The sequence below is a fragment of the Tabrizicola sp. genome (assembly GCF_031377265.1).
Classification (GTDB): Bacteria; Pseudomonadota; Alphaproteobacteria; order Rhodobacterales; family Rhodobacteraceae; genus JAUYQR01.
Window position 1 is genome coordinate 1 of the sequence record NZ_JANMET010000278.1, and the last position, 5121, is coordinate 5121.

Below are 5121 nucleotides of genomic sequence, written 5' to 3' on the forward strand. Positions count from 1 at the left end.
GGGGGGCGGGCCGCGCCGTCGATCTGTTCCTTTCGCGCGACGCGCTGACGCCTGGGGCGCTCGACTTCATGTCTGATCGGGCAGCCAGGCGACTGTGTGACCGGCTGGTCGATCTGGGTGCGGTGCGCGAGCTGACCGGTCGCGAAACCTTTCGCCTGTACGGGCTCTGACGATGAAAGGCGCTCGCACAGAGACGGTTTTCGACCGTGGTCTGGCCGATCTGCCGGCCGATCTACGCTGGCGGGAATGGATGCGCCGGATCGAGGCGGTGCTTTTTGCCAGCGCCTCGCCGGTGGCGCGGGACGATTTGGCGCGGGTGGTAGGGCCGGGGGCATCGGTCGATCTGCTGATCGAGGATCTGGCAGTGGATCTGGAAGGCCGCCCCTATGAGGTGGCGCAGGTGGGCGCGGGATGGACGCTGCGGACCAAGCCCGCCTATGCCCCGGCGATCCGCGCCGCGGCGGATGTTGGGGGCAGGCCCTGAATCTGTCAGAATACGATCTGGCCGTGCTGGCGGCGATTGCGTTTCACCAGCCGATCAGCCGCGACGGGTTGAAGGACATCTTGGGGAAAGAGATAAGCCGCGATCTGATCGGCCGGCTGGCCGAGCGCGACCTGATCGGCACTGGTCCCCGCGAACCCCGCCGTGGCGCGCCTTATACCTTTGTAACCACCGATACCTTCTTTGCCGCTTTCGGGATGCAATCCTTACGCGACCTGCCAGACCCCGAGCAACTGGATGATGCAGGACTTGCCGCGCTTTGATTGTGGTCGGTGCACGACATCTTGCACCGGCTGTCCAGAGCACGCTGTCTTTCATCTTCGGCAACGAATTTCAGGCTTCTTGAAGCAAAAGGGGGGTATCATGTGCCGGACATGCTTTGAGAGTTTCATCAGGTTTGGCGGAACGAAGACGTTCGTTCTGAATCTTGCCAGCCGCCCTGTTCTGGAGCTGAAGCAGGACGGCCCTTCTCAGGAAGACGCTGTCAGCCAATGGCTGGATGGAGTATGGAGCCAGACTTTCGGAGCAACAGCACAGGCGACCCTGAAGACCAAGCCGTTCGAGTTTTCCGCCGCTGGTCTGTCCGATCTCGACATAGAATCGCTGCGTGCTGATGCGCTGCTGACAGTTCAGGCCGCCATCGAACGCGAGGATCTTGACATAGCCAGCGCAGACGGGGCGCAGCGGGCTCTGGCTGTGCTGTCAGGATTCCTGAACCAAGCCCAACAATTGGCAATGAAGATCGAATTCTATGTCTGGTCAACACGACAGGACAGTCGCGTTCGTGAGGGTCATGCTGAGCGGGATGACATGATTTTTCGATGGGACACACCACCCGAAGGTGGTCATCCGACGGAGGATTTCGGATGCAGGTGTTATGCTCGGGCCTTGGGCATCGAAGGCTATTGGGCGCGTGTTCGACCGTCCGTCGATGAGTTCGTGGCAGACATTGAGGAGTGGGAGGGCAATGTCGACCACATGTACCTTGACACTCGTGGATTTGTGACAGTCGGCAAGGGCAAGATGCTGCCGGATGCAGCCAGCGCGTCTGCGCTGCCGTTTCGGGTCCGCGCGACGGACGTACCTGCGTCTGATGAAGAGATTCGTGCAGAGTATGATCTGATCGCCGGGATGGAGGCTTCGCAGACACGCGGCGCTGCGTTCTATGAACAGTTCACTTCCCTGTATCTGCCGCAGACCGACATTGATGAACTTGTGCAAGATCACGTGCGGCAGGATTTTGAAGCCCTTCTCCGACAGTATCCCGGTTTCGGAAACCTGCCCTTGTCGGCTCAGATTGCGCTGTGGGACATGATTTACAATCTTGGCCCGACGGGTCTGGCGCAGTTCCGGATGTTGCGGCAAGCTATCTTGAATGGGGATTGGGGAGAAGCGGCAGAACAGTCATATAGGAACGGGCCAAGTGAGGCGAGAAACCAGTATGTCTTCGATCTGTTCATGGATGCGGCGGAAGAGCCGTGACTGGCTGATTGGCACCTTCGCTGCCGCCGCCTGCTTGACATCGTTCGCCCTGGCGGAGACCGGGACCGTGCGCATAGGTGCGCATTTTTTCCCGACATCCGAGCATCGCTACCAAAGTCTTCGATCGGTGTCGGAGATTCAGGACCAGTTGAATTCGGACATGCAGCAGTTCGTTACTGGCTTTGCAGGCTGCCCGGCAATCGTCGACGGGCCGCTGGACGTTGGAAGGCCACGCGATCCGCTGCGCGACACGTCGACCATGATCCAGTCGATCCGTGTCTGGTGCTGGGCCATTGTACAAAATGACCCTGCTGCGCAAGTGACAGCCTCCGGGCCTAGCGTCGAGATAACGCCCGAATTGATCCAAGGAATCATCGCAAATGCTGAAAAGCTTTCGGCTGATGATGAAGATTGGTCCCAGACGTTGGTCACTTTCTCTGGCGGCGAAATCACCTGCACGGATCAGGAAAGATGCCGGTTGTCTCTGCTTGATGGGAAAAATCCACCCGAGCTGTCCGTGGATTTCGACCTGATCATGGCAACCGGCGACGAGCGGTTCATCTTGGTTACTCAGGTGATCTATGGACGCTCTGGCTTTGTCTATGGCGTTCGCTGGCGAGAGAGCGAAGACGGTGGTGAAGTAAGCTCAATCTTCCCTGACCGACTGTAATGGCCTCTTTTGCTGTTTTCGCAAGAGACGCGACTTTGCTTCCAGCAAGTCGGCCAGATTGGGCATTCTGGTGAAAGTGGCCCGCTGTAACCCCGGCGGTTTCGGCAAGCTGTTCCGTGAGCGCATTGACCAGCCCATTGTGATTTCCAGCGGCATTGGCAAGCCGTACCCAGAGGTTCAGAAGGCCACCACCTTTCTTGATCTCTATCCCGCTCTGCCCTTCCGACAGTCGTCGGAAGAAATCGTGGCGAACCCGATGCGACAGATGCGGGATCGTTGATGTCGTCATGCCGATCGGCATCGGGCATATTGCAATCCTCGCTGGCAGGGTTTTGCGTTCGCCCCGGCCCACGCCAAGTGCGCGCCCAGCTGTGTCAAGGCGAAGCAGATCGTCGATCAGCCGCTCGAGGCGCCGGGCCCCCGGGCGCGCGGGGTCCGTCGGTTTCGCGAGATGAGAATCGCAAAAGGTGCAGTATTGCTGTGGCAGGAGGTGATCCCGTTTGAACGGCGCAAGGCCCTGACCACAAGACGGGCAGCGGTCGCGCAATCGGCAGCCATAGCGAAAGCAGGACACGCGGGTTGCCAGGGTCCAGCTCTGCCGGAAAAAGGGCACCTCGTCTTCCCGCAGGCAGGTGGGACAGAACTGCAGCCAACAGGACTGCGCAGTCGATGTCCCTGCATCTTGCGGCCGGGCCCGCAGCCGCAAGCGCACGTTCGAGAATGGACTGTGGGCCAGACAAAGTCCGTCAATGTCTTCGGGGCAGATCGACGTATGGTTGAGCAGCAAGCTGCGAACGGCCTCCGGCAGATGCCGGTCAAGTTGTGCCGACCATGCCTCGCCAGCGGCCCCCAGCACCGCCCCAAAGTAGCGCGGCGGCACACCGTTGGCATGCGCAAGCCGATGCAGCCAGCTTGACAAAAGTTTGCCGGGAGCTGGCCTGACGTCGACCGGCCAGCGACGTCCCGCCGCCACAATATAGCGACGGGCCGTTGAGACGGAGATCCTCGGCGCATTGCTGGTCATGTCATCGCCTGACGCAAGGCAGAGTTCCGTCGCCGTGACAGCGGCACATAGCCGAGGGCCATGACGCTGCTGGATGAGATCTGTTCCTCACCGCTCTCAATAGCTGCAACCGCCGCCTGGGTGACGATGTCGACTACCTCTCCGATCAGCCCTTCCGACAGATCATGGATCATTTTGGCAAGGGGCAACCGCGAGAGATCTGAGGCTTGGGCAAGCGGAATGCTCGCCTCGAGACTGTCGAGAAGGGCTGCAAAATCTTCGTCGAAACCCCACCGCGGCACTGGGACCGTATCGAACCGCGATCCCATTTCTGCAGTGTCGTGCAGCGCATCGTAGACGGCGATTTCGCCGACGAGCACGGGCGAGATGTCATGCACCCGTGCGATCCGCCGCAGTAACGAGAAGATTGCCTTCACGTCCTGCCTGCGCCCACGCAGCGTACTATGGAACTCGTCGAAGATGAGCAGGCGCAGCTTCAGGCTGTCGAGAAGATGATCGACCTGTTCGCTGGCGCGGGACAGGCTGCGCCAGCCGGCAGCCTGCGGGGCGCGCAGTCCGGACAGGATGCTGGCGTAGAAATGTGACAGGCCAGCCCCCTCTCGGGTTTGGATCACCCAGACCCTTTGCCGGTCGGCGCAGCGCAGATGTTCGACGGCAAAGCGTTCGGCGATCATCGTCTTGCCGTTGTGATAGGGACCGGCAAGCAGCAAGCCGCGTGGGCGCAGGGACGGGGGTCGCTCCAGCAGCTTTCGCATCGCATCATGCGCTGCGGAGGCCCCCGGATGGCCGATCCAGCGCGGCGCCCTGACATGCGCGATGCGGGCGGCAACATCCGCCTCCTGAAGCGCTGAGGCAGTCGGCAGGAGATGGTCGACCACGTCACCAGATCTCGATAGGAAAGACGCGGCGGGGCCGGTTAGGCTCCGGTCCAGGGTTCGCCGCCTCTGAAACAGTCCTCGCATCCTGATATGGTTTTGTCGCGCCTGCGGCGTGTCGGGCTCGGGTCATCTCCCGCAATTGAGCCTTTGCGGATTTAGCCCCCGCGACCGTTGCCGCGATTTCTCGGCGCAGGATGGTCTTGTCCTGCACGGAGCGTTGCTGGCTCTCGCGTTGGCGCGTTCGGTCGGCTTCATGCTGCCAGAGGGTGACCGGCATCGTGACCCCGTCCCGGCGCCTTACCGGACGCCAGACACGCGTGTCGGGATCGGCGATGTAGATCCGGCTGATATCGCGGGGATGATAGCACAGATCCAAAAGTGCCAGACGGTCACGCCGGGCTATGAACGGCCCAAGCCAGTGCTCAAAATAGTCGTTTGCGAACAGGCTGACGCCTTGGGGCGAGATGCGGCGCGTCTTGCGAGGGAGGAAGTTGAGCAGGACATGGTCAGGCTCGTCGATCGGCCAGTCCGTCGGTGGAAGCCGCCGGCCCCATTCGAGGACAGG

Annotated in this window: 6 protein-coding genes and 2 pseudogenes; 5 read left to right on the plus strand and 3 right to left on the minus strand. The window is 61.0% G+C overall.

What is annotated here, in order from left to right:
* From RMO18_RS15680 to RMO18_RS15700, 5 genes and pseudogenes are all read left to right on the plus strand, one after another.
* The coding region (locus tag RMO18_RS15680) for a DUF1403 family protein (protein ID WP_309667173.1) at window positions 1-170 on the plus strand (170 nt) is incomplete at its 5' end.
* A gap of 2 nt (window positions 171-172) precedes the next feature.
* Window positions 173-765, plus strand: a pseudogene (locus RMO18_RS15685) (SMC-Scp complex subunit ScpB).
* Window positions 766-865: 100 nt separating this feature from the next.
* On the plus strand, window positions 866-1984 hold the full coding sequence (locus tag RMO18_RS15690; protein ID WP_309667163.1) for a phage minor head protein: 1119 nt from the start codon (window positions 866-868) through the stop codon (window positions 1982-1984).
* Window positions 1965-2654: a hypothetical protein gene (locus tag RMO18_RS15695; protein WP_309667165.1), complete on the plus strand. Its 690-nt coding sequence runs from the start codon at window positions 1965-1967 to the stop codon at window positions 2652-2654. Before RMO18_RS15690 ends, RMO18_RS15695 begins: the two co-directional genes overlap by 20 nt.
* 58 nt (window positions 2655-2712) lie before the next feature.
* Window positions 2713-2934: a hypothetical protein gene (locus RMO18_RS15700; protein ID WP_309667167.1), complete on the plus strand. Its 222-nt coding sequence runs from the start codon at window positions 2713-2715 to the stop codon at window positions 2932-2934.
* 276 nt (window positions 2935-3210) lie between these two features.
* On the opposite strand, the pseudogene RMO18_RS21145 reads toward RMO18_RS15700, so the two are convergent.
* From RMO18_RS21145 to RMO18_RS15710, 3 genes and pseudogenes are all read right to left on the minus strand, one after another.
* A pseudogene (locus tag RMO18_RS21145) lies at window positions 3211-3678 on the minus strand (TniQ family protein); the annotation flags it as partial.
* Window positions 3675-4556: a TniB family NTP-binding protein gene (locus tag RMO18_RS15705; protein WP_309667169.1), complete on the minus strand. Its 882-nt coding sequence runs from the start codon at window positions 4554-4556 to the stop codon at window positions 3675-3677. The gene RMO18_RS15705 and the pseudogene RMO18_RS21145, both read right to left, overlap by 4 nt.
* A 1-nt stretch (window position 4557) precedes the next feature.
* On the minus strand, window positions 4558-5121 hold a 564-nt coding region (locus tag RMO18_RS15710; RefSeq protein ID WP_309667172.1), incomplete at its 5' end, for a Mu transposase C-terminal domain-containing protein.

Bases quoted from the DNA above. Each gene is read 5' to 3' on its own strand.
- RMO18_RS15690 (WP_309667163.1), top strand. From the start codon at position 866: ATGTGCCGGACATGCTTTGAGAGTTTCATCAGGTTTGGCGGAACGAAG.
- RMO18_RS15695 (WP_309667165.1), top strand. From the start codon at position 1,965: ATGCGGCGGAAGAGCCGTGACTGGCTGATTGGCACCTTCGCTGCCGCC.